Source organism: Streptomyces sp. RG80 (assembly GCF_040446465.1).
Taxonomy (GTDB): domain Bacteria; phylum Actinomycetota; class Actinomycetes; order Streptomycetales; family Streptomycetaceae; genus Streptomyces.
On sequence record NZ_JBEAAJ010000018.1, the window covers coordinates 1 to 24,449 of the forward strand.

Below are 24,449 nucleotides of genomic sequence, written 5' to 3' on the forward strand. Positions count from 1 at the left end.
TGACAGCAACCGAGCCACATCATGAGTCAGCCACAAGAACCCGCCCTGGCCTGCCTAAAAACCATCCCAAGCACTGACAACTCAATGACGAGACCCCACCGACACAACAACACACAACATCAGCCGCCGCTACGCGGCGGTTTCCGGGCTTCGCCCGGAAGAGCCGGAACTCCGTTCCGGCCTGCCGGTCCACTCCGTGGCCCGGCAGGGAATCCGACTCCGTCGGATTCCGGCAGGACTGGTGCGCTCCGCGCCCCACTCCTGCAAGTGCGGCAGCTACAGGGAGGGGTGACGGGATGTGAGGGGGCTCGCCCTGTCCTCGCGCGACTGAGCCGGGAAGGGCCCGTGGCGAAGCGGAGGCGCCTTCCAAGACTGACGGAATGTCACGAGCCTCGATGTGCGTCAAAGTCGAGACACGGATGAGTTCTGGTCTCAACACCCATCCCCTATCTGTCCCATAAGCTGCGTCAAAATCTCAACTTCTACCTCCACCCCTACTTTTCCCTCCCTTAGAACGGCGGATCTTGCCCATTTCCCCATCCTCCATTGCCTACGGAAGGAGAAGGTTCACTATGCTTCTTTCTAGGAGCTGGAAGCGAACCCCGAATTTCTACCTCATCCATCGCATTACTCCATAGCTCGCGGATCCAATCTCGTAGAGATTGGACCTCGTCGATTGAATATTCTTCGGCCCACCGGTCTGCTTCTGGATCGCGATTGGAGATGGCACAAAAGGCCTCAAAGAGCAATTCGACCTTTGTCCAGTCACTGCGACTTTTTCCTTTCAGAATTCTCCGAATAGTCTCTCGGCTGATCTGTGGCGGCATATCAGGAGCATCGCCTGGTGGCGCATCCACACTGGCGTGGATGACTTGGAGAATGCGGGCCAGCTTAGGCCGGCCCGCCGCACGGTAGTAGAGGTGTAGCTCTTCCAGGAACTTTCGATGAGGTCCCGCAGGCAGTTCCTCTTCAGACGGCATGACCAGCGCACGGGGCACGTTCCAGCTCCTCAAACAGAGGCTCGTTTGGACCCGCTTAGTCTATTTGTAACGCTCATTGCTGTCAGGTAAACGCGGAAAGGCGCACTTAGAATCCAGCTTAGACACACTTAGACACGCGAAAACTTTCTTTTACAGAGTGTCATTTTCGCTGGTCAACACGGGTTTCTAGATGCTTTCGTTGTGTCTCGGCACCAACGAGGCGGGCTTTTGTCTCGGATGGTGGACACGGCGTAGCCGTCGCCGGAAACGGCGACGGCTCCCTCGGCAAAGGGAGCCGTCTGCGGATGACAGAACCACTCACGAAGGAGCAGTTGGTGTCTGACTTTGAGCGTAAGGGGGCAAGGCCCCCTGCGGAAGGCTCTGAGGGCAAGTGGCTTCGGAGGCTGAGGCGCGTTCGCAACGAAGCGGGGCTCTACCTTGTGCGCGGTGCCGCTACGACAGCGGGAGGCGTCATCGTCTCCTGTGGATTCTGGTGGGCGCAGACACGTTTTTGATGGAGCGTCAGTCATTCCTTAGCAAGGTGCAAGGTTTGCTTCGAGCATCTGCTGACTGCGGCATAGAAGGCTTCAGGAAGGCCTCCGAGAGGACGGAGGCCTTCCTCGTGCAATCGGGTTTCTGACATGTCTTGTGAGGCTCTACTGGCTTAAGTTGGGCAGCCCCAATTGTCTTCTGTTCTGGGCTGTGCGCTGGCAACTTCAGAAACGCATACGCGGTCGGTGGGCAGCATCCCAATACGGCCGTCCGGGGGCTTGTGCTGGAAATGCCTCGTGAGGGTGGAAGTCGTTGAACATGTCTGCGTCTTCGTCTACCTGGGCGCTGCCCGATCCGATGCGCGCTGTACCGGTCAACAACCCAGCACTGCCTGCAGGGTGGGCGGCACAGCCCAAGTGGGACGGCTACCGTGCACTGGCCGGCCGGTGGGCAGACGGCCGCGTCGCCGTCCGCAGCCGTAACGGCAGCGATCTGGCCCGGGCGTTCCCGGAGATCGAGGAGGCGGTCCGGCGGCTGCCGGACGATACGGCCATCGACTGCGAGCTCATCGTGTGGGAGGCGGGCCGGCTCGCGTTCGAGCGTCTCCAACAACGCATACACCGCCGCGGCGCGGTCGCGGCCCGCGCGGCCGTGGAGTTCCCGGCGCACCTGGTCGCGTTCGACCTGCTGCGCCTGAACGGATCGGATCTGACCGGGCGCGCTTTCGCCGAACGGTACGGCGCGCTGGAGGCGTTGTTCCTCGAGGAGGGCCTGGTGGCGCCGTGGTCGCTGTGCCCGACCACCACCGACCCCAAGCAGGCGGCCGGATGGCTGGCCGACTACACGGCCGTCGGGATCGAGGGTCTGGTGTTCCGGCCTCTGGCGGGCAGGTATGTGCCGGGCGGGCGAGGGTGGACCAAGTACAAGGCGCGGCACACCACGGAGGCCATCGTCGGCGCGGTCACCGGCAGCCTGCGAGCGCCCACCACGGCACTGTTGGGCCGCTACGACGACAGGGGGCGCATGCGGTACACCGGCCGCACCACGACGTTGGGCGCAGCCGTCCGGCACGCCCTCGCTGACCAGCTGCACGCCGGGGAGGCCGGCCATCCTTGGACGGGGCGCACGTTCAGTGTGGGGTGGGGTTCGCGGGAGCAGCTGTCGGTGCACCTGGTCGTGCCCGAAGCCGTCGCCGAAGTCGCCGTGGACGTCGCCAGAGACCAGGCAGGGCGGTGGCGACACCCAGTACGGCTGACCCGTATCCGAATCGACAGGACATCGGACGACGTGCCGCTGTTCGGGACGGCTCCCTAGTCAGCTGGCGGGTGGCATGGCGTGGCGCCCCGGGGGGTGAAGACATCCGCAGCCGCCGGGGCTCTCCGTAGTGGAACCGTGGTCACAGTGCGATCGGTAGCCGGAATTGATTCGACGATGCCCTACACACAGAAGGCCGGGCTCTCGTATCGAGAGCCCGGGAATCTGGCCGCGCCCGTCCGACTAGCGCAGCGAGGGGCAGTAGAAGTTCTGGCTTGTGGCCACCACCCAGGTCGTCCCTTCGACGCCCCATCCGGCGTTCACCAAGGCCTCGACCACCGGCCGCAGCCCGTACGTCTTAAGGATCTGGCAGACCCCGTGGCCCCCCTGGGCGATTTGGTTGTTGTCCAGCGTCGTGTCGGGGAAGCGAGCCCGGAACTTGTTGATGAAATCCTGGTTGTAGTAGTAGTCGCCATCGATCTGAGTCATCTGGCTTTCGCATCGAAAGATGCCCGGCAGCGCCCCAGGCGGGCCGCATACGTCCGGCACGGGTGTGGTGCTGTGGCTTGTGGTCGGCTGGGCGAGTGCACTCGTGGAGGAAAGCGCCAGCATGCCGAGCAGCATGCCGACAGTGATGACGATTCGTCGGGACCGGGTCTGGGACATGGCGATGCACCCTCATATACGGGAAGCCGGCGTTCGAGCCGGTGGCGCTGGATGAGACGGCAGCCATGAATGGCCATGGTCAGCCCGTCGCGACCTTCGGCGATGGCGGCTGATCAGGCAGCCACTCGGGAATTGCATCCCCGGCCTGGTCGACCAGCATAGCGTCGCAATTGACCCATTTCCTCACCTTATATGTGTGTATCAGATAACACTTCACATCATGCTGCGCTGCCAGAAGGTCGAGGTCACGCACCCTGGACTACAGCCTGCTGCCGCCCCGGCAGCACATCCACTGGGTGTCCGCGCACCCCTGCGCACTCGGGGCTGAGTCTCTCCGCTCAGCCCCGCCGAGACTCAGCCGTCTGCGACAGATCGGGAAGCAGGCGGCCCGCCAGGACATCCTCGCTGCGTCCGTATGCGGCCTGGACGGCCGCGATCGCCTGCTCGTAGGTGTCGGCGCGCGTGTCGATCGTCAGCTGCACGCCCTCCCCTCCCCCGGTTTTTGGCCCCGCCCCGGTCGCTGCGTCCTGGTGCCCGAGCGGGGTGAGTCCGAGGACCAGGCGGCGGAAGTCACGGCCGGCGGCGCGTACGTCGTCAGCTCCGTCCCACTCCGTGCGGTACTCCACATCGGGAAGCTGGCGAAAGCACACCAGGTGCTCAGCGACCTCAGCAATGTCTTCCGGTCTGGGGAACACGGTGCGGAAGGGGGCGACGGTGTAGTGGAGGACGTCCTGGGAGTTGATGCCGGTCAGGGCGTAGAACCAGCCCAGGCGTTCCTTCCAGTGCAGGCGGATCCCGCGCTGGCCTCGGGTGCGGCTCGTGTCCCAGGTGAGCCACATGTAGGTGGTGAAGCCGCGCTCCCGGGTGGTGGCGTCGGCCCGCACCGAACCCGGCGGGATACCGCGTGCGGTCAGAGCATCATCGACGGCCCGCACATAGGGCCAGTGCGGCAGACCCTGGGGGCTGCCCTCCCATCCGGGCGGCTCAAGCAGCACGGACCTCACCTCCATCAGCGTCGGGAGCGGTTGGGGTCATGAGGCGCGGCGGAAGACGGCGGCCGGGCCGATGACGCGGGGGCCGAACTTGTCCCGGATCTCATCGACGGTGGCTTCGGCCACCAGGCGGGTTTCTCGGGCGTCGTCGAGACTGATCTGCTCGGCGGCCTGGTCGGCGCCGATGAGGTCCTCGCCCTTGAGGACGAGGCCGGTCAGGCGGCCGCGCTGCAGGCCGGCCGCGTCCATCAACTGGTAGGCCAGGATGCGCAGGTCGTCGTCGTGCGCGGACGGCTCCACCAGACGCCTCGTCCTCTCCCAGCGCCCGCCCCCGGCGAAGGTGAGGGTGAGGGTGACCGCGCGGGCCACCTGGGCGCGGCCGCGCAGCAACGTACCGAGCCGGACCACCAGGTCGAGGAGGGCGGCGCGGACGGCAGCGCCGTCCAGGACGTGCCGGTCGAAAGCACAGCGGACGGTGGCAGCGGCGGGCAGGGTGCGGGGGATGACGGGGCGGGGGTCGATGCCGCGGGCCCGGTCGGCGGCGATCCGGCCGGCGCGGCCACCCAGAAGACGGTGCACCGTGGCCGGCGGGACGGCGGCGAGCAGGCCGACGCAGTGGATGCCGTAGTCGCGCAGCACGGCCGCCTGGCGGGGGCCGATACCGTGCAGGGACTCGACCGGAAGCGGTCCCAGCCAGTCCGTGATCTGCTCCGGGGCCACGGCGAGGACACCGCCCGGTGCAGGGATCTGGGCGGAGGCAGTGGCCGCGACAGTGATCGTCGGCCCTATCCCGACACGGACATCGACGCCCAGACGCGACAGGGCACGCACCCGCAGAACCTCTCCCAGGTAGCGGGCACTGGAGCCGTGGTAGCGCAGCGCCCCCTTCAGCTCCACCAGAGCCGCGGTCGGCGGCAGGGCCTGCACCACCGGCGACAGGCCCGACATGAGCTCCAGGACCTGCCGGTAGGTGGTCTCCCCCAGCCGGTCCGGGCACCGCACATGCATGATCGTCGACACCTTGTCCGGCACCGTCGCGCTCGTGGTCATCACAGCCACCTCCCACACCCCACGTTATCGAACATAAAATCGAACACGCGAGGGCGCGAACGTGGATCATGGGCCTAGAATCAGAAATGTGTTCGATGACCTCCCTTCCGACCTAGATCGTCTCGAGACTTTGCGTGTCTGGCATGCGCTTTGGATCCAGCGCATCGACCGCAAGATCGCCGCCGTCCAGCAGCGCGAGCGCGAGGCCGAACACGGGCGGCGCAACCGACCGAAGCCGCCGGAGTGGCTGGTCGAACTCGGCATCGGCGACGGCCGCCCGCCTGTCCAGGTCCACGCCGGCGACTGCCACATGACCGGCAAGCGCCACCGGCCCGTCGACCGCGACGAAGCACGCCGCCTCCTCGCCGCCGGCCTGCCCGGCTGCACGCACTGCCAGCCCGACGTCCGGCTGCACATCCTCGGCGACTTATCCGCCCGCCCGGCCTCACCCCTCACCGCGGCGCGCTGATCGAACATCTGCACCACCTGCTCGTTAAGCTGCGCTCGCGGTGATTCACCACCATCACCCGGAACAGGACCTGCCCCCATGCCCGTCACTCCCCCGCCGCCCATCTCCGAGCCGGACCCCTCCGCGCTGGTCTGCCCCGGCGACCGCGTCGGCCAGTGCGCCAGCTGTCAGCGGAAGACCCATCGTTTTGGCAGCGGTGGTGAACCGCTCTGTCAGTGGTGCATGGCCACGGCGAAGGACCAGTGGGACTCCCGCGTGCGCTACACCAACACCCGCAGTACCTGAGCCCGCCCGCCACACCCCGGCCCGTACCCGGTCGGGTGAAGTCGCCCGAAGGGGAGAACCCCGACCGAGCCCGGCACGTCGTGCTTGGTGTGAGAGCGATCAACGAAGCGCATATCGCGGAGCCGGGACTGGCCGTGGTGGAAATCGCGGCCGCGGACACAGCAACCGCACTCGCCGTCCAGGCGGCCCTCGCCGGACAGTGGGCAACCGCCGTATCGGACCGCGCGCACCGCGAACCCGGCGAACCCGGCGTCCGGCTGACCTGCTACCTGGACGTGCGCCAGGAGCCCGACTCGTAGCGCTGCGGGCGGGCGGCCACGTCACGCCGACCAGCCATGGTCGGGGTCATGGTCTGGGATGCGGCAGCACGGTCACGGCCGTAGGCGCTCTGACCATCGGTGAGGGCGGTCGTTCATAGGGCGCTGAGCGAGCTCCGCCCCTGGGACAGGGTGTCCTCAGGCGCTGCGCGAGCGGCGTGCGGCCGTCTTCTTCGTGGCCTTCTTCGCCGTCGTCCTCTTGGCCGGCTGCTTCTTCGACGTCTTCTTGGCCGGTAGTTCGTGGACGTCGGCGTCCTCGCCTCGGGATGCCTTCGCCTGCTGGACGGACTCGGTCAGGGCGGCCATGAGATCGAGGACCTTGCCCGGCTGTTCCGGCTCCGGGACGTCGGGCAGGGGCTTCTCCTCCCGCTTCGCTTCGATGATCTTCGCCAGGGCGTCGGTGTAGGCATCGGTGAACTCGGAGCCCTCGAGGTCCTCACGGGTCATACGCTCGATGAGCGCCAACGCCCCCTCGATCTCCTCCTGCGACACCGCCTCGTCGGGCGGGTCGACAGCGGCCGGATCACGGACCTCGTCCGGCCAGCGCATCGCATGCAGCACCAACACATCGTCCCGGACCCGGATCAGTCCGAGGCGCTCCCTCCCGGACCAGGCGTACTTCGCGACAGCCACCTTCGACGACCGGCCCAGAGCCTGCACCAGGAGCTTGTAAGGCTTCGCCGCGACCTGCCCGTCCGGGGCCAGGTAGTAGCCCTCGCCGATCCGGATCGGGTCAACCGTGTCGAGGGGCACGAACCCGGCGATCTCGATCGCCTTCGCCGTGGGGAGCGGGAGAGATTGCAGGTCCTCGTCGGTGACCGGCACGACCAAGTCCTTGGCGTACTCGTAGCCCTTGCCGATCTCCGCCTGAGAGACCTCGCGGTCCTCCAGCTCACACACCTTCCGCACCCGCACCCGCCCCATGTCCTCAAGGTGGTACTGGTGGAACTGGATGGAGTGATTCTCGGTAGCACCCACCACGTGCACAGGTACCGTGACCAGGCCAAACGTGACGGCACCTCTCCAAATAGTCCGGGGCATGGCAAACCTCCAGTACGCCCCGAGCCCTCCCAGCTGTGGGGTCTCAAATCTCGCGGCACAATCTCACGATATTGGCATCGAACGCGGCATCGAACAGAGAAACCGGCCACGGTTCGTGAGACTGAGCGGCTGTGCCATCGACCTGAGACAGATGAAGAACCGCAGGTCGGCGGGCACGGCCTGTGCCACGAGCGGTGAGACCCTACACCAGCCTAAAAGCACCACAGCCACCCGGCACCCGAGCAGCAACAGCCCGCCACCACCGGCGTCAGGATCCACCAGAACGCCGACCAGCCAAGGTCGGGCCCGTGGCCGGAGGGCTCCGGCCCGTGGTCAGGGTCGTGGGGACCGAGGCCGTCCCGAGAACCACCTTTCTCGGGACGGTTTAGCGTGCACACGCGAGAGCATCGATGTCGCGCTCGCCCAGTCTCACGAACCCGCAGCTGGTCCAGTTGAGGGATAAAAGTTTGCGGGCATCTTGGCCCGTTCGCTGGTTTGTGCCAGAGCCGCCTGCCTCGGGGTCAGGCCTGATGCACTCGACAGGTCGGCCCCGCGCAGGTCGGCCCCGAACAGGTCGGCCCCCGTGAGCGTCGCCTCGCGCAGGTCGGCCTCGGTGAGCGTCGCCTCGATCAGGTTGGCCTTCGTGAGCGTCGCCTCGATCAGGATGGCCTTCGTGAGCGTCGCCTCGATCAGGATGGCCCCCGTGAGCGCCGCCCCGCGCAGGATGGCCCCCGTGAGCGCCGCCCCGAACAGGTTGGCCTTCGTGAGCGTCGCCTCGTCCAGGTCGGCCTGCGTGAGCGTCGCCTCGCGCAAGTCGGCCTTCGTGAGCGTCGCCCCGTACAGGTCGGCCTTCGTGAGCGTCGCCCCGTACAGGTTGGCCTCCGTGAGCGTCGCCCCGCGCAGGTCGGCCTGCGTGAGCGTCGCCCCGCGCAGGATGGCGTGGGTGAGGTCGGCTTGTGCGAGTTGGGCGCCGGCTAGGTGGAGTCCGTGAAGGTCGAGTTGTTCGCGGGGGTCGACGTGGGTGCGTGATTCGGTGCGGGTGAGGGCGGTGAGGGCTGCCTGCACGTCGGCTGCTGGTTCGGTGGGGAGCGGGTCGGGAGGCAGGGCGTAGGGGTTGCTGGGTGGGGGTGGGGGTGTGGAGCTGGGGGCGTGGTGGCGGATGAAGTGCCCGAGGACGCGGGCGGCGTCGGTGGCGGCTTGTTCGGGGGCGTCCTGAACGATCTGTTCGAGGGCGAGGATGCCGCCGATACGTACGTAGATCTCGTCTGAACCGAGGCGTTCGAGGGCCTTGGTGAAGCGGTCGGTTATCTGCCCGCGTCGGGTCAGGCGGTAGGTGCGGGCGGTGTAGAGCAGGGCGATGCCGGCACCGAGCGCGGCGGTGAACGCCACGACAGCCGTGCGCAGCCCGGTCACGAGCGCTCCGGACTGATCTTTGAGCTTGGCTTCGTCCAGATGATCCTTGTCGATCTCGAACGGACCCTTCCAGATCAGCCAGGGCAGCACTACGAACAGCACCAGCGCTCCTGCCATGATCAGCACGCCCATGCCCCAGCGCCGGGCGCGTTGCTTCTGCCGGGCCCAGGCTCGGCGCCGTTTCAACCGGGTCCCGGCCTGCCAGTCGCGCCAGCGCAACTTACTTCGCCACCGGAGGCTGCGCGCAGGGTTCATTCGTCTCATGCCCCGTACATGCCGTTCTGGCGGCTTGTAGTTGCAGCCGTCAGCCTCGGCGACGTCATGAGTGAAACGGTCTTGGCTCCGCGTTCCAGGGCCGGATGTGTCCCTGCGCGGTGGGGGCAGGAGTAGCCGCTATCTTTGCGGTGTGGGCTGGGACAGCCCAGGGCTTGCGGTCCGCTCAGGCGGATAGGCGGTTGGCCCCAAGGGTGTGATGCCTGGTCCCGCTGGGTTCGTAGATCCCCGTCTCAGCAGCAACAGGCAGTCGCTTGTTGCTGCTGAGCCGTTTCGGTGCCGTGAAGTGCATCCCCACCGGCTCGTTATCTTCTCGTGACAATTCACGCCGTGAACACCCTCCGGCCGAGTGAAACCGCGTCAGAAACCGCGCACCACCTGCCACTCCAGTCATGCGAGTGAGTAAGGTGACGCCATGGCCTCTCCATACCCCGAAGGTGACCGGGAAAAGGTGGCGTCCAAGCTCCCTCCGGCACTCCACCAAGAACTCAAGATCCGGTGCGCCGAACTCGCCCTGGACATCCAGGACGCCGCAACCGCGGCCGTCACTCAGTGGCGTGCGGACGGCTGGACCGGGCCCGACGTCGACACTGCCGGCGCCAAGTCCTTCAATACCTGGCTTCCCGCTGGCTTGTACGACGACTTCAAGGCCACCTGCGGTGACCGCGACGTGTCCTTCATCCAAGGCCTCGCCCAGAGCATTCGCGCTTGGCTGGACGGCAACCCTTCACCGAAGGAGCTGCCCGCGCCTTCGGAGCCGCGCCGGATCGTCGTGTGCAATCAGAAGGGCGGGGTCGGCAAGACAACTGTTGCTGCCGGCGTCGCCGAGGCACACGCCGAGGCCGATGGCATCGGCGCCAAGTGCCTTCAGAACTTCATCACCTCGCTCACGCATGTCGAGCTGGAGCGTCTCAACCGGACCCGCGAGCAGCTCCTTGCCTCTGTGGCCGAGTACACGGCCGGCGGCCAGCGGGTGTTGCTCGTCGACTACGACCCGCAACACCACCTCAGCAACCAGCTCGGTGTCCGTCACATCCCTGCTGGCGACGAAAGCCTGATCACACACATGGCGGGCCAGCCCAAGGGAGAGCTCAGGGACCTCATCGTCCCCATCGACGACCCGCGGTTCCAGGGCCGCCTGCATGTCCTGCCCGGTGCGTCTGACGGGTTCCTGCTGGACTCGCAGCTGGCGCTGTCGGCAGCGCAGTCCCGGGGCTTCCAGAAGGAGTCTGCGCTGGAGAAGGCCCTGCGCCCTATCGAGGCCGACTACGACGTGATCGTTCTCGACAGTCCTCCCAGCCTGGGCCTGGCCATGGATGCCGGCCTCTACTACGCGCGCAGGCGGCCCAACGAGAAGAAGGGCCGCTCCGGCGTCCTCATCCCCGTGCAGTCCGAGGACAGCTCGGCTGATGCCTACGAGATGCTCGTTGACCAGATCGAAGCCCTGTGTGAGGACCTCGGCCTGAGCATCGACTATCTCGGCATCATCGTGAATCTCTTCGACTCCCGGCGCGGCTTCATCGCCACCTCTTCCCTGGAGGAGTGGCACCAGATGCAGGACCAGAAGGTGATCGCGGTCGTGGACGATCTGAAAGAACAGAGGGAGACCGTCCGTCTGAAGCGGCCGCTGCTGGGCTACGTGCCGGAGAGCAAGCAGGCCAATTTCATGCGGCTGATCGTGGCGGGGGCTGGCAAGTGAGCAAGAGGGACCAGCTTGGCAGCTCGGCGTCCTTCAGTGCTGCTGCGGGTGCTCGAAGTAGCCGACGTACTGCCATCGACAAGACCATCCACGGGGCCAGCTCGCAGAGCACGACCGTGAACCTCACGGACCTGCCTGTCCCGCAGATCAGCAACAACCCCGACAACCACCGCAACCATCTCCGCAATCTCGATGAGACCGTGGCGTCGGTCAACGAGCTCGGTGTCATCCTGCCGATCGTGGTCGCCACGGTTGACGCCTACCTCCGGGACCGTCCGGACCGCGCGGACGATTTGGACGACGGCGCTCAGTACGTTGTCGTCGATGGTCACCGGCGTCTTGAGGCCGCTCGCCGGGTCGGACTAGCGACGATTCCTGTCCGGGTCGACGACGCCCGTGTCAGCACCGACACGGCCTTGCTCGAGACCGCCTTCATCGCGAACTATCACCGCGAGGGGCTGACGGAACTCGAAGAGGCACACGCCCTTCAGCAGCTCGTGGAGTACTACGGCAGCCAGGCCACAGCCTCCAAGCGGCTGGGTATCGCCAAGGCGACCCTCTCCAGCAAGCTCTCGCTCCTCAAGCTCGTTCCAGAGCTTCAGAAGGATCTGATGACGGGAGCGCGGACAGCGGAGCATGTACGCAACCTCGGCAGGCTGTCACCGGCCGCTCAGAAGGAGAAGGCGGACCAGCGGGCGGAGGAGGCAAAGCGGAAGGCCAAGGAGCGGCATAGGCCAGCAGGACAGGTGTCGGGCGCCTCCGGTGTTCACGGCGTGAATAATCACGAAACGGTAACGCAGCCGGATGTGGTGACACCGGCCCAGCCCGCACCCCAGTCCCCTGCAGCTGAGGCTGGAGCTGAGCAGACCCCGGAGGCGATCCCCGAGCCGCGCACGTCCACGCAGCGAGGAGACACGTCTCCCCGTCAGCTGCCATATGACGATGCTCCGTTCCTCGCCATGCACCTGCACAGGAAGATGGAGCCCGCCGTCTTCGTCCAGTTCGCCAACGTGGTGCTGGGGACGCTTCGGGAGCAGCATCCCGACGCTTACCGTGCGCTGCTGAGCGAGCTGGCCCAGCACGAGCAGCGGCCGGTCTGACGCAGGAACGGCCTGAAACGCAAAGAAGGCCCGTACCCCCGCAACGTTCGCGGGAGTACGGGCCTTCGTCATGCTCCGTCGTGTGCGTCAGGGTGCCCAGGTGGCGGGCGCGCCTTCGTCGTCGGGGTTGGGGATGTTGGTGGTTGCCGGTGCGGCGGGGTGCCGCATGGCGGTGATCGGGACGGCGCCCGGCTCAGTGGGCGGTGCCCAGACCAGGCGCCAGGTGTCGTCCCACTCGCAGCCGCACGGATGGTCCGGGTGCGGGTGCCGTAAGACGACGCCGTGCGTGTGGACTGCGCGCGGGATACGGGGGATGAGTACCGAGGGGTCGTCGCCCGGGTAGAGGTACAGGGACCGCCAGGCGTGGACGCGGTCCATGTACGCGGCGGCGGCCTTGATGAGGCGCGCCCTCCGGTGGTGTCCAAGGAGAACGAACCTGTCCGGGTACAGGCTGCCGTCGGTCGGAGCTCCGAGGCCGGCGACGTACAGCCCGCCGTGGGAGATGAACCCGTAGTCGGCCGCATCCTCACTGCTGGGGGTCCAGATGGCTTCAGCGGGGACAGTGGTGCCGTCGTCGGCTTCGCTGGTCTCGATCTCGTACAGGGCCGTGGTCATACCGACGCCTCCCGGGCGATGGCGGCCGCCGTGAGGGCGGCGACGTCGGTCGTGTACGGATCGGCGTAGCTCTCGTGGTCGCTGACGACGAACAGCGTCGTCTTGGCCACGGCCCCGGTGTTGCCCCTTTCCAGCAGGGCGTTGAGGCGGTCGGCGTCGCGTTCGGTGTGATGGCACTGGGTGTAGGGGCCGATCCGGAGGAGGAGCTGTCCGAACTCGCCGTGCGGGTAGCGGGCGATGTGGATGGCGTAGTGGGCTTGTGGCATGGCGATGTCGTCGGGGAGGTCCAGGCCGGCTGCTGCGTGGGTGAGCATCCGGTAGGCGGGGTTCCAGGTGCCGAGGATGGTTGACGTCTCGCAGCGCAGCCAGCCCTTGCTGGTGTAGCGGTCGGCATAGGGCACGTGGGGGGTGTCGGGGTGGACCAGGGTCACGGAGATGACGTCGGGGCCGTGGTCATCCCCGGGGATGGGGTGGGCGCGCTCGACGAACGGGCCTACTCGGATTGCGATGTCGTGGCCGCTGCCGGGCATCCAGGGCTGCGGGTTCTTGCGGGCGGTCAGCAGCGCACGGAACGCGTCGACGACGGCCTGGTCCTCGATGGAGAGGGCGCCGGGCGCGTGGCCGCACCGGCGGAACAGTCGGGTCATCGGACGGGCTCCTTGGGGGTGTGAGCGCTGGCGGCGAGGAACACGGCCGTGGCGCGGGGGTGTTCGGTGGTGTCGAGCGTCCAGAGCCGGACGGGGCAGTCAGCGACGGTGGTGTCGAGGTAGGTCAGCCGCCACCACATCCACTCGGGCAGGCCGGGGATGTGGTGGGGGTCGTCGCTGCCGTAGGCGCTGGCGCCCGTGCTGCGGGCAGTGATGTGCAGGGCGCGCGCCCAGGCCCGCAGGGCGGGCAGGTCGGCGACCTGGATCAGGGCAGTTGGTCCGAGGCCGGGGACGTCGGCGACGTCGACCGAGGCCACGGACAGGTGGGGGTGCGCGGCGATGAGCTGCCCTGCTGCTTGGGACGGTGGCAGGGCATCGGTGGTGGCGTGCACAGGGGGGGCCTTCCTTCAGGTGATGCTCCGGCTGGCAGGCGAGGCAGCCGCGGCGACGATGCGCAGGGTGGCGGTCACGGTGTCGGCGAGCGTGTCGCGGACCGGGACGCCGTGGCTGCGCGCGATGTGGATCAGGTAGCGGTTGCTTTGGGGGTTGCCGCAGTCAGCCGGGCATCCCAGTACGGCCTTGCCCGTGCCGACATCCAGGCCGAAGTTGGCTGTGACGTTGTTCAGCGGCCCCGCCAGGACGCCTTGCAGCGGCCCCAGTTGATGGGTCGCGCGGGTGCATTGAGGGGTGGTGACGGGGCGAAGTGGCCCCACCTCGGCTCTTGCGGTGAGACGGTTCCCGTGGTCTCCGGCAGGGGCGGTGCTGTGGATGTCTTTGTCCAAGCAAGAGCTGTTCGACCGGATCCGGCGGGACAGCTGGCAGCGGCAGCTGTCGATCCGGGCTCTGTCGAAGAAGTACGGCGTTCACCGCCGACTGGTCCGCGAGGCACTGTCCTCGCCGGTGCCCACCCCGCGCCGTCGGCCGGTGCGGACCTCACCTCGGATGCAGCCGTACAAGAAGACGGTCGATGCCTGGCTGCGGGCTGATCTGGAGGCTCCGCGCAAACAACGTCACACCGTGCGGCGGATCGTTGCGCGGATCGAGGAGGAGTTCGGCGAGGCAATCCCGTATCCGACGGTCCGGGACTTCGTCGCGGCCCGGCGCAAGGAGATCGCAGCCCAGGCAGGGGCTCCGGTCGAGGCGTTCGTGACCCGGCACAACGCGCTCGGTGCGGACGCCGATTTCGACGTCGGCGACGTCTACGTGGACCTGGCCGGCCAGCGCACCCGCTGCTACCTGTTCGCCTTCCGCCTGGCCTACTCGGGCAAGGCCGTGCACCGCATCTCCCGGTCGTGCGGTCAGCAGGCGTTCTTCGAAGGCCACGTGCACGCGCTGACCACGCTGAACGGGGTGCCGGCCGGTCAGGTCCGCTACGACAACCTCACCCCGGCCGTGAAGAAGGTGGTCTTCCGCAGCCGCTCGCGGGAGGAGAACCCGCGCTGGACCAACTTCCACGAGTACTACGGATTTACCCCGTTCTACTGCGAGCCGGGCCTGCGCGGCGCCCACGAGAAGGGCGGCGTCGAAGGCCAGGTCGGCTACTTCCGCCGCAACTACCTCACCCCGGTGCCCCAGGTGAACAGTCTGGATGAACTCAACGCCCGGTTAGCCGAGTTCGAGGCTAAGGAGGATCAGCGACGGATCGGGGCCAGGATGCGGACCATCGCGCAGGACTACGCCCGCGAGGCCGGTCACCTGCTGCCGCTGCCGGACGATCCGTTCGCCACCGGGATCACCCTGACGCCCCGCGTCGACCGCTACGGCATGATCACCGTGAAGATGTGCCGGTACTCGGTCCCCGTCCGCTTCATCGACCGCAAGGTCACCGTCACGCTCACCTGCGACGACCTGACCGTCTATGACGGCCGGCGGGAGATCGCCCGCCACCGGCGGCTGACCGGCCGGGGTGCCGAACACCTCGTGCTGGACCACTACTTGGAAGCCCTGCTGACCAAGCCGGGAGCACTGGAACGTTCCGAGGCCCTCCACCAGGCCCGCGCCGAGGGCACCTTCACCGCCGTCCACGAAGCGTTCTGGGCCGCGGCCAAGAAGGCCCTCGGCGACATCGAAGGAACGAAAGCCCTGGTCAAGGTGCTGTTGCTGCACCGCCATCAGCAGCACGCCGACGTGGTTGTCGGGATCCGCGGGGCCCTTGCGGCGGGCACCTTCAACGAGGACGTCATCGCGCTGGAGGCCCGCAAGGCGGCCCAGACGGCCGGGCGGGCACCCACCGTCACCGCCAGCAGCCCCGCCCCGCAGCCGTTGGATCTGGACCAGGCCCAGGTCACGCCTCTGACTCCGCGTCGCCTCGCCCGTGCTTTGCCCGCCGATCAGCGTCCCCTGCCCCGCCTGGAGCAGTGGGACGAGCTGTTGCAGCTTCGCCGGAAGGACTCATCATGACCACCGCCCATCACGCGCTGACCGCACAGGCATCCGACGCGGCGATCGACACCGCCTGCCGCCTGCTGCGGCTGCCCACCATGCGTGCCCAGGCCGCCGATACGATCGCCCGGGCCGAACGCGAAGGGCTCTCCTACGCGGGTTTTCTCGCCGAGCTGCTGATGGCCGAGTGTGAGGACCGGGACCGGCGCCGGGCCGAACGGCGCATCCGGGCGGCTCACTTCCCCCGTGAGAAGTCGCTGCGGGAGTTCGACTACCGGGTCAATCCTCATGTCGATCCGGCGGTCATCCACAATCTCGCCACCTGCGAGTGGATCGCCAAGGGTTACCCATTGTGTCTGATCGGGGACTCGGGCACCGGCAAGTCGCACCTGCTGATCGGGCTGGGCACCGCAGCCGCCATGGCCGGTTACCGAGTCCGCTACACCACTGCCGCAGCCTTGGTGAACGAGCTGGTCGAGGCGGCAGACGACAAGCAGCTGGGCAAGACCATCGCCCGCTACGGACGCGTCGACCTTCTCGAAATCGATGAGCTCGGCTATCTCGAACTGGACCGCCGCGGCGCGGAAATGCTCTTCCAGGTTCTCACTGAACGTGAGGAGAAGAGCAGCATTGCGATCGCCTCCAACGAGGCTTTCACGGGCTGGAGCAGGACCTTCACCGATCCACGGCTTTGCGCGGCGATCGTGGACCGGCTCACCTTCAACGCCACCCTCATCGAGACCGGCACCGAGTCCTACCGCCTGGCTCGCTCCAAAGCCAAGCAGAACGGCACGGGAAAGTAGACCACCGCGACGTGGAGCCCCGAGTGGTCCTGGTGCAAGCCAAGCTCCGGGACCACTTCAGGACGCGGCGGGCGCGGGCGGCGGTTGTGCGACGCCGACGATGAAGTTTCCCCGGAGCCGGACATCTGCCGACCAGCCCAGCGCGGCGAGTTCGCCGGTGAGTGTTCCCGGGTCATGGAAGATTTTCTCGATGCGGTACTCGCGGCCGTCGTCGAGCCGGCGCAGCTTCGCGGCCACCTCTTCCCACGCGGCCTCGGCGGGCCCTTCGTCAATAAAGACCGCTTTGCCGTCGGGGGCGAGTGCGGCAGCAACGGTGTCCCAGAAGGCCCTCAGCCGGGACAACGGGACGTGGGAGAGGAAGAAGGCGAAGAACACAGCGTCGAAGCGGCGCGGCGGCTGCCACCTGAACACATCGGCCTGGGCGAACCGGACGTTGGGGAACCCGGCCCGCTCCTGGGCGATCCCCAGCACCTCGGGCGAGGCATCGACAGCGGTCAGTGAGCGCGCCCGCGCGGCCAACACCCGAGTCCACTGACCCGTTCCGCAGGCCAACTCCAGTACATCTCCGGTGATCGGAAGGCCGTCGACCGCAGCCAGCAACTCCCGCAGGTCCTCACGCTCGGAATAGACCCGGTCGTACTCGGACGCGCGGGCCCGGTAGTAGGCAATCTGCTCCGCCACAAGGGCTTCGTCATCGATTGTCATGACCTCGACCCTAGCCGTTCTCTCCGGCCTTCGGCCTACTCCTCAGCCGAAGCGGTTCACGAGTGGTCCCAGAACAAGCCAATCCCCGGGACCACTTGAAGACGTTGAGACGACACGGGATCTTCACTAAATGGGGCCGCTGGAAGGCGTCCTGGCGGGGCCGCTGAACAACGTCACAGCCACCGAAGTCCACGTTCGTGGTGAGGCCGGGGAGGGTGAACACGTCGCGGGGGATCCAGTACAGGATCGCGTCGGCGGCGGCGCGGGCCCGTGTCTTCCAGTTGGCGTGGTCCTCGGAGTAGGCGGCTCGTGTGCCGTCTGCGGTTTCGGGGGTGAGTACGGTCAGCGGCCGCTGACCGGTCCAGCCGGCTGCCAAGTGCTCGATGGCGGCGGGACGCCAGGACGCGACACCAGTGCTGGCGTGCGGGGTGGGTCCGGCGAGGAACACCCTCGGACCGGAGTCCGGGACGGGCTCGCCCGTGCTGACAACCGTGATGGCTTCCGTCACCGCGCACCCCCGCCCAGCCCTGCCGCAGCGTGGCTGGCCGGGGTCTTGAGCACGCGCGGCAGATGGACGTGGAGGTGCTCGACTTCGACCTCGCGGCCCCGGCCGCGGAGTGTGCGGGCAAGGATTTCGGTGAGGCCGCTGGCCCGGTGCCGACCTCCTGCACAACCGATCGCGATGCGGCGGGGACCGGCAGGCAGATCGGCGTAGTCGGCGAGGTTGGCGATGAGTTCGCGGGCGCCAGGGGTGTTCAGGACGACGTCCTGGACGCGGGGATTGAGGCCGTCCAGGTCGAGGATGTCGCGGGCGGCGGCGGGGTCGCGGAGCCGGTCACGGACGTCCTCGATGCGGTCGGCGGTAGGCGGGACGGGGGAGCCGTCCGGGCCGGTGGGCAGGTGCAAGTAGCCGAAGGAGATCAGGCGGATCGGCACGAAGGGGTGCCCTTCTGCTCGGTGGTGAGGGAACGACAGGGCGCCGCGCCTGGCCGGGAAGGCCGGGCGCGGCGCTCCGGGGTCGTGCTCCTGTACGTGATGGATGGACTTGCCGAGGCTTTGCGCATAGGCGATCTCACGGCTGGTCGATCCGTTTTGGTCGGTGGGGCGCCGGGGCGGCCGGACTCGGAGTCGACGGCCGCCCCGGGGGCAGGTGGTTCCGGCTCTGTGATGGGACAGGCCGGGTGGAGGGTGGGCGGTCCGTAAGAGTGCTGACCGGACGTGGCCCGTGTCGCCGTAGACGCCGCTGAACTCAACGGCCGCCCACGCAAAACGCTCGGCTGGGGAACCCCAGCCGAGCGCCTGCATAAACTGCTCGCGGCCTGATCAACACGATCACGTGTTGCGACGATCCCTAGGAAGCGCCCGTCCGCTGGGGTATGGGCCTTCGGCTGTGTCATTCACGTGGGTGTTGGGATGGCTCCGTGGGTCTGGCCATCCAGGATCCTGCCAGCGCTCTTCTTGCCGACACGCCGCATACGGACTGTGTCGTGCGGGGCGAGGGCTTCCTCCTGATCCCAGCAACGGCCCTGAGTGTCGAGGAGGATGAGGCGGCCGCGGTCGTGCCCGTGGTCCTCGGGTGCGTGCTCCCCCCACTGCTTCAGGAAGAAGGACACATCCGCCCACCGGCATTGGTCGCGCAATTCGCGCAGCCACTGGGGGTGCATCGGCCGGGCCTTGGGTCCGGACTCGCCGCCGGCGATGACCCAGTCGATGCCGTGGAAGCGGCGCTGGCAGCAGCCGTCGGCATGGACGTAGGAGGCGGTCAGGCCGTGGCCGCGCTCGCTGCCCATGGGGATGACAGCCCGTTTGAGGTCGACAGGGCCCAGCAGCGGCTCGCAGGACAGGAAGCGCACGGCGGCCGGGGTCTCCAGGAGGGCGGGGATGCGGAGGTCCGCCCACTTCTGGTCTTCGACCGAGACGCCCAGCCACATGTTGGGAAGTGGCTTCCCGCCCAGCATCGCGCCGACGGCCAGCCAGTCCTCCTGGCAGCCGGTGAAGTGCTCCCTGCCCTGATCAGCGACCAGGTGCCAGAAAGACGGGCTCGACAGCAGCGCCTTCATACGCCCGTGCCTCTTGGTGAGGATCTGGTACGTGTGCTGCGGGGTGAGCGCCATGACGGCGAACGCCTGGGCGATGTAGGCGTCGGGGATGTCCGTGTGGAACAGGTCGGACATGCTGTCGAGGAAGACGCGGCGCGGCGTGCGCCAGGTCATCGGCAGTCGCAGGCGCTCCGGCCGGAGGGTGATGTCGAAGCCGTTCTCGAAGTGGTGGCCGTTGGTCCCGCGCCACCGTTCGGCGAAGGTTTCGGCGTAGCAGTTGTCGCAGCCGGGGCTGACCTTGGTGCAGCCGGTGACCGGGTTCCAGGTGCTGTCGGTCCACTCGATGGTGGTGTTGTCAGCCACGGGCGTCCTCGTCTGCTCCTGCAGGGTGGGTGTAGCGGAGGGGCTTGCCGAGGCTCCTGGCGTAGTCGATCTCGCTGCGGGTGCTGTCGCCTATGTAGTCGCCGGGGTTGACGATGAGGACCTCGTCGGCCAGGTCGATCTTTCGGCGGTGCAGTTCGTCCAGTTGCTGCTTGAGCCGGTCGGCCCGGTCCGGGTCCTCCCACAGCGGGTGCGGTTCCTTCATGTTGCAGCCGGGGGCGAGGACGATGCGGCCGGCGGCGGTCTCGTAGAGGTTGGCCTCGGCGAGTGCGTCCCAGTGCCGGGTCGACCCGCACAACGCGACGATCGGCGGGCGGGAGGCGGTGGTGGTGACGGGCTGGTGGGGCACAGCGGTCCTTCCATAAGTGAATGGCGAGCGACGGGGCGGCCGGACTCGGGGGCCCGCGGCCGCCCCGGGGCTTCACTGGGTGGTGGGCGTGCTCGCGTCGGCGGCCGCCGACTGGGCAGCCTTCGCCTCGAGTTCGGCGTGGCGCCGCTGGAGTTGGTCGATGGCCGCGTGATCGGTCAGAGCCGTGGTGATGAGGTCGCGCTGGTACTCCATGCCGGCGAAGACGCCGCGGTGGTAGCGGCACTGGTCCTGTGCTTCGGCGCAGGCCGGGCAGTCCTCCCAATCCAGCGGGTCGTACGGGGCGGTCTCCGGTCCGGGGAGCTCCGAGGCCGTCCGGCGGGCGGCGGGGGAGTGCGGGCCGGTGGTAAACAGGTCCTCGCGCCAGGTGGCCGGCATCTCGCGGAGGAAGACGGCAAGGGCTTCCGCGATCTGCGGGTAGTTGTCGTAGAGCGACGCCCAGATCCGTGTGGCCTCGGTTTCCGGGTCGGACTTCGAGGACAGCTCGTAGGCGTCACGGGCGTAGGTCCGGATCTTCTCGCGGCGCTCCTCCCAGGTGCTGGTGTCGATGCCGGCTTCAACGGCCGCGCCCAGGACCTGGGTGTCGTGGAGGGGGTCTGGGTGCATCAGCGACGCGGCGAGGGCTTCGGCTGCGGTGGGGTCGCGGCGGGCAAGTGCGGCCACGGCCTGGTCGGTGAGGAAGGCTGTGCGTTGAGTCCAGAAGTCGGCGTTGCTGTACGCGGCGGCGAGCATCCGGGTGCGCAGGCGAGCAAGGTGCGTGGTACCGGTCATGAAAAGGACTGCTCCTTCGTGCAGTTGGTGCCGGCGGGGGCGGCCGGCGTCTCTGTGTCGGCGGTCGCCCCCGCGGGCATGAGGTCATCCCGGCCGGGCCGGGCACGGGGTCAGCGCGTGGCGAGAGCGGCGCGGTGCTCCTGGCGGTGCTCGGTGACCGCGGGCTCGGCAAGCTGCTTGACGTGGTGGGGCGTGCCGACGTCGCCGTGCTCGGAGCAGACGACGGCGAACTGCGTGCGACCGGGGCACCCGGACTTGAGGTCGCGGGGCTTCCCGGACGGCTTCACCGTGTGGTCGCAGGTGGTGTTGTCGGCGTGCCGGGGCTCCACGTAGATCGTGATCCTGGCCATGACTCTCCTGATGGGACGCAGGGGAGCGCCGCGTCCCGCCGGTGAGGCGGAACACGGCGCTCAAGGGTGGGTGAGGTGGTTACGGGGTGTCGGTAACCACGAGGAACTGGTCGCTGTCGAGGGCCATCACGACGCGGGCGTCGTGGCCTTGCTCGCGCTGGGCGGCGGCGTACTCTTCGGCCGGCCAGGAGCCGCGGGGGGCTCCGGCGGGGAACCGTTCCAGGACGGTGCGGGACTGTGCAGTGGTCGTGGCCATCACGTATCACCGCCGTTCACGCGCTCGTGGATCTCGATCAGGGTGGCGATGGCGTCGGGAGTGTCCGCGAGGCCGACCCACTGCCCGAGCGTGGTGAAGACGGGCACCTCCTCGCGGTCGGGGTCGAACACCACGGCGTAGTCGCCGTACCGGTCGAGGACCATCTCCTGCAGGGCCCGCACAGGTGCGGTGCCCAGAACCTCCAGGGAATCAACGGTGAGCCGGGCAGCCTCCGTCGCGCGGTCGGGCTGGGTGAGGATGCCGGTGACGTGCAGCAGGTCGCCGGGCTGGATCTCGGTGAGCAGCGCGTGCACGATCCCGGGGTTGCTGGTGGTGCAGGACCAGGTCACGTCGTCCACGACGTCGTCGGTGGGGGAGACGATCAGCTGGAACCGGGCGGTGTACGGCGCGTCGCCTGGTGTGGGGACGGTGTCGAGGAAGCCGTCGATGGTGAGGTGCTTGGTGTCCATCAGCTGGCCTCCGCCAGGTTGGTGGTGCGGTGGGCGGCGTCGTAGGCGTCCAGGACCTTCCGGGCCGGGGTGCCCGTGCCAGCGACCTGGTGGCCGTTGGCGCGCGCCCATTCACGGATCGCGGCCAGCTCTTCCTTGCTGCGTTTGCCGGTCAACGTCGCAGCCGGGGGCGACGCGGACGTCAAGGGCTCGGCGTCCCCTGCCGCCGCCGCGGTGGGACCGCCGGCCTTCACCGCGCGCAGCTGCGCCTGCGCGGCCTCCAGTTCGGCCTTGGCTTTGGCGACGCGTTCCTCTGCCGCCCGTTGGGCGGCGTCGGTGGCGCGGCGCTCGGTCAGCTCGGCGAGGTCGCTGCGGACGCGGGTGGCCCGGTTACGGATGCTGGCGGCGGGGTGGCTCTCTGCCCAGGAGAGCAGAGCCTCGATCCCGTCGGTGTCCACCGTGCCGTCGGACGCTGACGCCGGGACAGCCTCCGAAGTGCTGGCATCCGTGTCCGGATCGGGGGTGTCGGTGGGGACGGGCAGTTCGGAGTGCTTCACCGCTTCGGCGAGTTCGGTGTCGGACAGCCCGAGGGTGTCGCGGGCCTGGTCGGGGCTGTGGCCGACGACGGCGGCCGCCGCATAGGCGTTGGCGGTGGGGGCCTGGGTGGTCATGTGGTCTCCGGAGGCGGTGTCGGGAAGGTGAGGCAGGAGCGCGGTGAGGGTGTCGGGGTCGGTGGGCGCGCCGATCGCGTCGAGGAGCTCCGCCAGGTCGTGCTTGTCGCTGGCGTGGCGTGCGGTGACGCGGGCTGCGGCGGCGAGCTCTTCCAAGGGGGTTGGCCGGAGCGGGCGGGCATCGGCGGCGAGGGCCTGCTGCCAGGCGAGGTCGGTGGTCATGCCGCCCTCGGCTTCCGCAGCGCGAGCGCCAACACCTCGCGGTTGTGCTGCTGTTGGGCGGTGGTGAGGGGCCGGGGCTTCGCCGTCCCGGGTCGCCGCCAGTTCGGGTGGGCGGGCGGCTCGGGGTAGGCGAGGGCGGCGAGGGCGTGGTCGACGTCGGTGTGTGGGGTCCTGCTCATGGAAGGTCCTCCAGGGGGAGGTCAGGCGTGGTCGCCGTCGCCCTTCTTGGTCTTGGGTTTCGGCGTGAGGTCGGAGGCGAACCGCCAGCGGCGGGCCTCTGCGGGATGCGCGGTGATCCAGCCCTCGGCGCAGACCTTGCGCGCGGGCTCCCCGGAGTGGGAGCGCACGGGCGTGGGCCGGCCGCACAGCGTTCAGGGGAGGTCCTGCCAGCGATCGAAGTGCTGGTTGTCGCGCCAGACGAGCAGCTCGCCGGGGGCCGGGATCAGGTCCGGCTCGAACGGCGGCTTCCCGTTCTTGCGTCCCGTGCCAGTCACGGCCGGAAGTCGGGCAGTTGCTGGAAGACGCGGTCCACCAGGTCCTGCGTCGGCTTCCAGGGGATGACCTGCCCGCGTGCGGGGACGGGCAGGGGGAGCGCCTGGACGTCGGCAAGAACCAGGTGCCAGGCGCCCGGATGCGCCCACTCGGAGCACGGCTGCGCGTCTTCGGGGTCCTGGTGGCAGTCGGTGATCCGGGCGATGCCGAGCACGGCGCCGGTGACCAGGTGGCGGCCGCGGATCGTGCGGCCGATCAGCGGGATGCGCAGGGCGGGCTGGTCGACGGTCTTGCTTGTGTGCAGCAGTACCCAGCCGGTCCGCCACCGTGTGGGCCGGTTCTCCACCGTCTTGGCACCGGCGAGGATGCAGGCCGCGTACGGCTGCCTGATGCTGATGCCGCGGATCCAGTCGCCGTCCGGGAGAGGCGCGATGCTCATGCGGCTCGCCCCCACCGGGCCGTTCCCGGGCGTCCGGCGCGGCGGCCGTTGAAGGACGGCACCGTGGTGTGCACGGCGGCGGCGACAACTGCGCGGCCGGTGTGCTTGGCGTCGTACAGGGCGGCGTCGGCGGCCCTCTGCAAGGCGGACAGGTCGCGCGAACCGACCGAGGCCGGGGTCGCGGCACCGACCGACGCGGCGACGTCGACGGTGCGCCCGTCGTCCAGGACGACCGGGGTGTGCAGCATGCGGACCAGCTGTGCGAGCCGCTGCTCCAGGCGCGCTGCGGGCACCTCGAGAACGGCGGCGAACTCATCGCCTCCCAAGCGGCCGACGGACGCGCACGGGCCCGCCCAGGCGGCGAGCCGAGCCGCGGTCGCGGCCAGGACGGTGTCTCCAGCCGGGTGCCCGAGGCCGTCGTTGACGGCCTTGAAGTGGTCCTGGTCGATGAGGACCACGGCCACGTCGTCGTGGCGGGCCAGGAGCCGACGGGCGCGGGCGGTGTAGGAGTCGCGGCGCAGCAGGCCGGTCAGCGGGTCGCGGCGGGTGGCGGCGAGCTGCTTGTGCAGCGCGACCGCGTGGACCGCCCAGCCGGCCAACGGCAGGGCGGCGGTGGTCAGTAAGAGGGTGCGCTGCCCGATTCGGGCCTGAACGCGCAGGACGGAGTCCATACTTGGGATCTCCCTCTCGTCTCGTACGGGTTGGGTAGGCCCGGGGCAGGCGAACTGGTTTGGACGCCTTGAGCGCCTGTCCCGGGGTCGATCACAGCTCGAAGTCGCCGTCGTCGGCGCGGATCCAGCTGCACGGCCTCTCGTGCTTCTCGTGTTTG

33 protein-coding genes are annotated in these 24,449 nt (G+C 68.4%); 8 read left to right on the forward strand and 25 right to left on the reverse strand.

Annotated elements, in window-relative coordinates; genetic code table 11:
* Nucleotides 1-509: 509 nt before the first annotated feature.
* Nucleotides 510-998, reverse strand: a complete 489-nt coding sequence (locus ABKA17_RS43880; protein ID WP_353698031.1) for a hypothetical protein — start codon at nucleotides 996-998, stop codon at nucleotides 510-512.
* 792 nt (nucleotides 999-1,790) lie between these two features.
* Here ABKA17_RS43880 and ABKA17_RS43885 point away from each other — a divergent pair.
* A complete protein-coding gene (locus tag ABKA17_RS43885) occupies nucleotides 1,791-2,786 on the forward strand; it encodes an ATP-dependent DNA ligase (protein ID WP_353698032.1) in 996 nt (331 codons plus the stop codon).
* A 183-nt stretch (nucleotides 2,787-2,969) separates the two neighbouring features.
* On the opposite strand, the gene ABKA17_RS43890 is transcribed toward ABKA17_RS43885, so the two are convergent.
* The 3 genes from ABKA17_RS43890 to ABKA17_RS43900 all read right to left on the reverse strand — a co-directional run bounded on the left by ABKA17_RS43890 (nucleotide 2,970) and on the right by ABKA17_RS43900 (nucleotide 5,434).
* Nucleotides 2,970-3,392, reverse strand: a complete 423-nt coding sequence (locus tag ABKA17_RS43890) for a DUF732 domain-containing protein (RefSeq protein ID WP_353698033.1) — start codon at nucleotides 3,390-3,392, stop codon at nucleotides 2,970-2,972.
* 338 nt (nucleotides 3,393-3,730) lie between these two features.
* Nucleotides 3,731-4,387, reverse strand: coding sequence for a DUF6292 family protein (locus ABKA17_RS43895; RefSeq protein WP_353698034.1), 657 nt, complete (start codon nucleotides 4,385-4,387; stop codon nucleotides 3,731-3,733).
* A 36-nt stretch (nucleotides 4,388-4,423) separates the two neighbouring features.
* Nucleotides 4,424-5,434: a DNA polymerase Y family protein gene (locus ABKA17_RS43900; RefSeq protein WP_353698035.1), complete on the reverse strand. Its 1,011-nt coding sequence runs from the start codon at nucleotides 5,432-5,434 to the stop codon at nucleotides 4,424-4,426.
* Between the two features lie 88 nt (nucleotides 5,435-5,522).
* Here ABKA17_RS43900 and ABKA17_RS43905 point away from each other — a divergent pair, with 88 nt between their 5' ends.
* The 3 genes from ABKA17_RS43905 (at nucleotide 5,523) to ABKA17_RS43915 (ending at nucleotide 6,487) form a co-directional block, all read left to right on the forward strand.
* Nucleotides 5,523-5,903, forward strand: a complete 381-nt coding sequence (locus ABKA17_RS43905) for a DUF6233 domain-containing protein (RefSeq protein ID WP_353698036.1) — start codon at nucleotides 5,523-5,525, stop codon at nucleotides 5,901-5,903.
* Between the two features lie 78 nt (nucleotides 5,904-5,981).
* Nucleotides 5,982-6,188, forward strand: coding sequence for a hypothetical protein (locus ABKA17_RS43910; RefSeq protein ID WP_353698037.1), 207 nt, complete (start codon nucleotides 5,982-5,984; stop codon nucleotides 6,186-6,188).
* Nucleotides 6,189-6,277: 89 nt separating this feature from the next.
* Nucleotides 6,278-6,487: a DUF6207 family protein gene (locus ABKA17_RS43915; protein ID WP_353698038.1), complete on the forward strand. Its 210-nt coding sequence runs from the start codon at nucleotides 6,278-6,280 to the stop codon at nucleotides 6,485-6,487.
* A gap of 156 nt (nucleotides 6,488-6,643) precedes the next feature.
* On the opposite strand, the gene ku is transcribed toward ABKA17_RS43915, so the two are convergent.
* Both ku and ABKA17_RS43925 read right to left on the reverse strand, forming a co-directional pair.
* Entirely contained in the window at nucleotides 6,644-7,546 is a 903-nt protein-coding gene (ku, locus tag ABKA17_RS43920; protein WP_353698039.1) for a non-homologous end joining protein Ku, read from the reverse strand.
* 429 nt (nucleotides 7,547-7,975) lie between these two features.
* A complete protein-coding gene (locus ABKA17_RS43925; RefSeq protein ID WP_353698040.1) occupies nucleotides 7,976-9,145 on the reverse strand; it encodes a pentapeptide repeat-containing protein in 1,170 nt (389 codons plus the stop codon).
* Between the two features lie 502 nt (nucleotides 9,146-9,647).
* Here ABKA17_RS43925 and ABKA17_RS43930 point away from each other — a divergent pair.
* On the forward strand, nucleotides 9,648-10,931 hold the full coding sequence (locus tag ABKA17_RS43930; protein WP_353698041.1) for a ParA family protein: 1,284 nt from the start codon (nucleotides 9,648-9,650) through the stop codon (nucleotides 10,929-10,931).
* Entirely contained in the window at nucleotides 10,928-12,031 is a 1,104-nt protein-coding gene (locus tag ABKA17_RS43935; protein WP_353698042.1) for a ParB/RepB/Spo0J family partition protein, read from the forward strand. Before ABKA17_RS43930 ends, ABKA17_RS43935 begins: the two co-directional genes overlap by 4 nt.
* A gap of 87 nt (nucleotides 12,032-12,118) precedes the next feature.
* Here the strand turns inward: ABKA17_RS43935 and ABKA17_RS43940 are convergent, their stop codons facing one another.
* From ABKA17_RS43940 to ABKA17_RS43955, 4 genes are read right to left on the reverse strand one after another with little or no spacing between them, the layout of a single operon-like run.
* Complete coding sequence (locus ABKA17_RS43940) at nucleotides 12,119-12,646, reverse strand: hypothetical protein (RefSeq protein ID WP_353698043.1); 528 nt, start codon at nucleotides 12,644-12,646, stop codon at nucleotides 12,119-12,121.
* The gene (locus ABKA17_RS43945; RefSeq protein WP_353698044.1) at nucleotides 12,643-13,293 is read right to left on the reverse strand and encodes a hypothetical protein; all 651 of its coding nucleotides are present in this window, start codon (nucleotides 13,291-13,293) and stop codon (nucleotides 12,643-12,645) included. The genes ABKA17_RS43940 and ABKA17_RS43945 overlap by 4 nt, the downstream gene beginning before the upstream one ends.
* Nucleotides 13,290-13,685 carry a hypothetical protein gene (locus ABKA17_RS43950; RefSeq protein WP_353698045.1) on the reverse strand — a complete coding sequence of 132 codons (396 nt, stop codon included), beginning with the start codon at nucleotides 13,683-13,685 and terminating at the stop codon, nucleotides 13,290-13,292. The genes ABKA17_RS43945 and ABKA17_RS43950 overlap by 4 nt, the downstream gene beginning before the upstream one ends.
* A gap of 15 nt (nucleotides 13,686-13,700) precedes the next feature.
* Nucleotides 13,701-14,075, reverse strand: coding sequence for a hypothetical protein (locus tag ABKA17_RS43955; RefSeq protein WP_353698046.1), 375 nt, complete (start codon nucleotides 14,073-14,075; stop codon nucleotides 13,701-13,703).
* Between ABKA17_RS43955 and istA the strand changes: the two genes are divergently transcribed.
* Nucleotides 14,062-15,693, forward strand: coding sequence for an IS21 family transposase (gene istA / locus ABKA17_RS43960; RefSeq protein WP_353698047.1), 1,632 nt, complete (start codon nucleotides 14,062-14,064; stop codon nucleotides 15,691-15,693). The genes ABKA17_RS43955 and istA overlap by 14 nt on opposite strands.
* The gene (istB, locus tag ABKA17_RS43965; protein WP_353698048.1) at nucleotides 15,690-16,478 is read left to right on the forward strand and encodes an IS21-like element helper ATPase IstB; all 789 of its coding nucleotides are present in this window, start codon (nucleotides 15,690-15,692) and stop codon (nucleotides 16,476-16,478) included. Before istA ends, istB begins: the two co-directional genes overlap by 4 nt.
* A 57-nt stretch (nucleotides 16,479-16,535) precedes the next feature.
* On the opposite strand, the gene ABKA17_RS43970 is transcribed toward istB, so the two are convergent.
* The 15 genes from ABKA17_RS43970 to ABKA17_RS44040 form a co-directional block, all read right to left on the reverse strand.
* Nucleotides 16,536-17,183, reverse strand: coding sequence for a class I SAM-dependent methyltransferase (locus tag ABKA17_RS43970; RefSeq protein ID WP_353698049.1), 648 nt, complete (start codon nucleotides 17,181-17,183; stop codon nucleotides 16,536-16,538).
* Nucleotides 17,184-17,193: 10 nt separating this feature from the next.
* Nucleotides 17,194-17,691: a nucleoside 2-deoxyribosyltransferase domain-containing protein gene (locus ABKA17_RS43975; protein ID WP_353698050.1), complete on the reverse strand. Its 498-nt coding sequence runs from the start codon at nucleotides 17,689-17,691 to the stop codon at nucleotides 17,194-17,196.
* Nucleotides 17,688-18,119: a RapZ C-terminal domain-containing protein gene (locus ABKA17_RS43980; protein WP_353698051.1), complete on the reverse strand. Its 432-nt coding sequence runs from the start codon at nucleotides 18,117-18,119 to the stop codon at nucleotides 17,688-17,690. The genes ABKA17_RS43975 and ABKA17_RS43980 overlap by 4 nt, the downstream gene beginning before the upstream one ends.
* Nucleotides 18,120-18,580: 461 nt before the next feature.
* A complete protein-coding gene (locus ABKA17_RS43985; protein ID WP_353698052.1) occupies nucleotides 18,581-19,585 on the reverse strand; it encodes a DUF5131 family protein in 1,005 nt (334 codons plus the stop codon).
* Nucleotides 19,578-19,952, reverse strand: coding sequence for a hypothetical protein (locus ABKA17_RS43990; protein ID WP_353698053.1), 375 nt, complete (start codon nucleotides 19,950-19,952; stop codon nucleotides 19,578-19,580). The genes ABKA17_RS43985 and ABKA17_RS43990 overlap by 8 nt, the downstream gene beginning before the upstream one ends.
* 72 nt (nucleotides 19,953-20,024) lie before the next feature.
* Nucleotides 20,025-20,741: a hypothetical protein gene (locus ABKA17_RS43995; RefSeq protein WP_353698054.1), complete on the reverse strand. Its 717-nt coding sequence runs from the start codon at nucleotides 20,739-20,741 to the stop codon at nucleotides 20,025-20,027.
* A 110-nt stretch (nucleotides 20,742-20,851) separates the two neighbouring features.
* A complete protein-coding gene (locus tag ABKA17_RS44000; RefSeq protein WP_353698055.1) occupies nucleotides 20,852-21,091 on the reverse strand; it encodes a hypothetical protein in 240 nt (79 codons plus the stop codon).
* Between the two features lie 79 nt (nucleotides 21,092-21,170).
* Nucleotides 21,171-21,347: a DUF8839 family protein gene (locus ABKA17_RS44005; protein ID WP_353698056.1), complete on the reverse strand. Its 177-nt coding sequence runs from the start codon at nucleotides 21,345-21,347 to the stop codon at nucleotides 21,171-21,173.
* Entirely contained in the window at nucleotides 21,347-21,817 is a 471-nt protein-coding gene (locus tag ABKA17_RS44010; protein WP_353698057.1) for a hypothetical protein, read from the reverse strand. The genes ABKA17_RS44005 and ABKA17_RS44010 overlap by 1 nt, the downstream gene beginning before the upstream one ends.
* Nucleotides 21,817-22,689, reverse strand: coding sequence for an Lsr2 family DNA-binding protein (locus tag ABKA17_RS44015; protein ID WP_353698058.1), 873 nt, complete (start codon nucleotides 22,687-22,689; stop codon nucleotides 21,817-21,819). The genes ABKA17_RS44010 and ABKA17_RS44015 overlap by 1 nt, the downstream gene beginning before the upstream one ends.
* On the reverse strand, nucleotides 22,686-22,868 hold the full coding sequence (locus ABKA17_RS44020; protein WP_353698059.1) for a hypothetical protein: 183 nt from the start codon (nucleotides 22,866-22,868) through the stop codon (nucleotides 22,686-22,688). The genes ABKA17_RS44015 and ABKA17_RS44020 overlap by 4 nt, the downstream gene beginning before the upstream one ends.
* Before the next feature lie 21 nt (nucleotides 22,869-22,889).
* Nucleotides 22,890-23,036, reverse strand: coding sequence for a hypothetical protein (locus tag ABKA17_RS44025; protein WP_353698060.1), 147 nt, complete (start codon nucleotides 23,034-23,036; stop codon nucleotides 22,890-22,892).
* Between the two features lie 24 nt (nucleotides 23,037-23,060).
* Complete coding sequence (locus ABKA17_RS44030; RefSeq protein WP_353698061.1) at nucleotides 23,061-23,183, reverse strand: hypothetical protein; 123 nt, start codon at nucleotides 23,181-23,183, stop codon at nucleotides 23,061-23,063.
* Nucleotides 23,180-23,620, reverse strand: a complete 441-nt coding sequence (locus ABKA17_RS44035) for an ASCH domain-containing protein (protein WP_353698062.1) — start codon at nucleotides 23,618-23,620, stop codon at nucleotides 23,180-23,182. The genes ABKA17_RS44030 and ABKA17_RS44035 overlap by 4 nt, the downstream gene beginning before the upstream one ends.
* Entirely contained in the window at nucleotides 23,617-24,291 is a 675-nt protein-coding gene (locus tag ABKA17_RS44040; protein ID WP_353698063.1) for a GGDEF domain-containing protein, read from the reverse strand. The genes ABKA17_RS44035 and ABKA17_RS44040 overlap by 4 nt, the downstream gene beginning before the upstream one ends.
* Between the last annotated feature and the right edge of the window lie 158 nt (nucleotides 24,292-24,449).

Coding starts and splice junctions, on each gene's coding strand:
- ABKA17_RS43885 (WP_353698032.1), top strand. CDS start 1,791: ATGTCTGCGTCTTCGTCTACCTGGGCGCTGCCCGATCCGATGCGCGCT.
- ABKA17_RS43890 (WP_353698033.1), bottom strand. CDS start 3,392: ATGTCCCAGACCCGGTCCCGACGAATCGTCATCACTGTCGGCATGCTG.
- ABKA17_RS43900 (WP_353698035.1), bottom strand. CDS start 5,434: ATGACCACGAGCGCGACGGTGCCGGACAAGGTGTCGACGATCATGCAT.
- ABKA17_RS43910 (WP_353698037.1), top strand. CDS start 5,982: ATGCCCGTCACTCCCCCGCCGCCCATCTCCGAGCCGGACCCCTCCGCG.
- ku (WP_353698039.1), bottom strand. CDS start 7,546: ATGCCCCGGACTATTTGGAGAGGTGCCGTCACGTTTGGCCTGGTCACG.
- ABKA17_RS43930 (WP_353698041.1), top strand. CDS start 9,648: ATGGCCTCTCCATACCCCGAAGGTGACCGGGAAAAGGTGGCGTCCAAG.
- ABKA17_RS43940 (WP_353698043.1), bottom strand. CDS start 12,646: ATGACCACGGCCCTGTACGAGATCGAGACCAGCGAAGCCGACGACGGC.
- ABKA17_RS43945 (WP_353698044.1), bottom strand. CDS start 13,293: ATGACCCGACTGTTCCGCCGGTGCGGCCACGCGCCCGGCGCCCTCTCC.
- istA (WP_353698047.1), top strand. CDS start 14,062: ATGTCTTTGTCCAAGCAAGAGCTGTTCGACCGGATCCGGCGGGACAGC.
- istB (WP_353698048.1), top strand. CDS start 15,690: ATGACCACCGCCCATCACGCGCTGACCGCACAGGCATCCGACGCGGCG.
- ABKA17_RS43970 (WP_353698049.1), bottom strand. CDS start 17,183: ATGACAATCGATGACGAAGCCCTTGTGGCGGAGCAGATTGCCTACTAC.
- ABKA17_RS43995 (WP_353698054.1), bottom strand. CDS start 20,741: ATGACCGGTACCACGCACCTTGCTCGCCTGCGCACCCGGATGCTCGCC.
- ABKA17_RS44000 (WP_353698055.1), bottom strand. CDS start 21,091: ATGGCCAGGATCACGATCTACGTGGAGCCCCGGCACGCCGACAACACC.
- ABKA17_RS44005 (WP_353698056.1), bottom strand. CDS start 21,347: ATGGCCACGACCACTGCACAGTCCCGCACCGTCCTGGAACGGTTCCCC.
- ABKA17_RS44010 (WP_353698057.1), bottom strand. CDS start 21,817: ATGGACACCAAGCACCTCACCATCGACGGCTTCCTCGACACCGTCCCC.
- ABKA17_RS44015 (WP_353698058.1), bottom strand. CDS start 22,689: ATGACCACCGACCTCGCCTGGCAGCAGGCCCTCGCCGCCGATGCCCGC.
- ABKA17_RS44020 (WP_353698059.1), bottom strand. CDS start 22,868: ATGAGCAGGACCCCACACACCGACGTCGACCACGCCCTCGCCGCCCTC.
- ABKA17_RS44035 (WP_353698062.1), bottom strand. CDS start 23,620: ATGAGCATCGCGCCTCTCCCGGACGGCGACTGGATCCGCGGCATCAGC.
- ABKA17_RS44040 (WP_353698063.1), bottom strand. CDS start 24,291: ATGGACTCCGTCCTGCGCGTTCAGGCCCGAATCGGGCAGCGCACCCTC.